Genomic DNA, 1,409 nt, shown 5'->3' with positions numbered 1-1,409 from the left:
CGCCATCGGTCTGGCAGGATTGGCAGCAGAAAGCGGTAATGCAATACCAACCCTTACGACTTTTGATTTTAACGATGAATTTGCACCGATTCGTTTGCAGGCAATGGTTGGAGAGCATCTGACGTTTGATCAGGCCAGTCGGATTGTGACAGTCTTCAAAAATCTGAAGACGCACTACCAGGGCTTTCGGATTGTGACAATCTCCGAGAGACTGAAGACGCACTACCCGCCCCACTACAATGTCGAACTTGAAGGAGATCTGTCTCTGAATATCCTGGAAAAAGTCCAGGAGCTGGTTTACTGGGCCAGGAATGAGATGAAAACCGGGGCTCAACAATACGACAACGAAATTAATGGCATAGCCAAAAGGGCTATTCAGTTCGTCGAGCATGAACCGGGAGACCTGAAAAGCTTCTCGGAATACTTCGCGACTCGTTCTGCCAGTGGTAAAAAGATTATTGATCTGCTGCGTGAAGGTCTGATCTGCAAGGTTGAACTTGAGAACTACGTGAAAGCGGTCAGAGGTGTCGATGGTTATCAGACAGTGGATGAATTTGAGCACTTCCTTGGCTACCGCCACGGGGTCAATGTGCGTCACTTCAAAAAGGTTGTTCAAATGCTGTCTGACGAGGGTGCAGAGGAATTCATGCACAGTGCCTTCACTCCTGTCATCGTAACCGCCACTGGCCCGGCAGGTATGAAAGAGTCTGTTGCTGGCATGAAAGAATACGCAGCTGCAGTCATCGCCAACTATGTTCTTGACGATATTGCCTTTGATAACGGCCGCAGGACGGTGGCCTTCCTGGCCAATGTTCAGGATACTCTGGCACCTTATGCTAATGCCGTTGGCGTGTCTGAATCAGAGCTGATCAGGGCTATCCATAACACCTTGATGCAGGCTCATGCCGCAGCGGTTGAGCATCAGCTCAATGATTATTGGGTCAAACCTTCAGCCTCTCTGATACGGCACGTCATCTGGTTCCTCTCCAACTACAAACCTCTGCTGGCCACCCATACCGTCGAGGAGGCCATCAGGCTGTCTGACTCAAACGTGGCGTTCCTTCTTCTACTGGATCTGACCAACCGGGGTGATTACGCGCACAGAGCGTTCATACCTTTCCAGCACTGGTTGGAACGCTATGGTGTTGATCTTGACCGCACCGGCCAATATGCCTACCACACCAACATTGAAAAAATCTCTGAATTGGGCGGGCTGGCCATGCCATTGGGCAGGGCCGCATCTTCGGTCATTCTTCTGAGAACCGGCTCTCTGCTGTTTGCCAGGCAGTACAACGCCAACCCCCGGATGTATCGCAGCATTTCCCGTCTGGTGCCTGAAATGGTGAAATCCATGGCTTCCGGACAAGGGGTTCAGGTACCGCTGCTGCACAGGATCACACCAGAAAAAG

General features: G+C 51.1%; 1 protein-coding gene. It reads left to right on the top strand.

The annotated features are described in order from the left end of the window. Window positions 1-1,409, top strand: a 1,409-nt coding sequence (locus tag KDK19_RS13350) for a hypothetical protein (RefSeq protein WP_257255050.1), incomplete at both ends; no start/stop codon positions are given.

This window comes from Endozoicomonas sp. ONNA1 (assembly GCF_024606325.1).
Classification (GTDB): domain Bacteria; phylum Pseudomonadota; class Gammaproteobacteria; order Pseudomonadales; family Endozoicomonadaceae; genus Endozoicomonas_A.
Note: the sequence above shows the minus strand (reverse complement) of the source record. Positions and strands in the feature narration are given on the sequence as shown.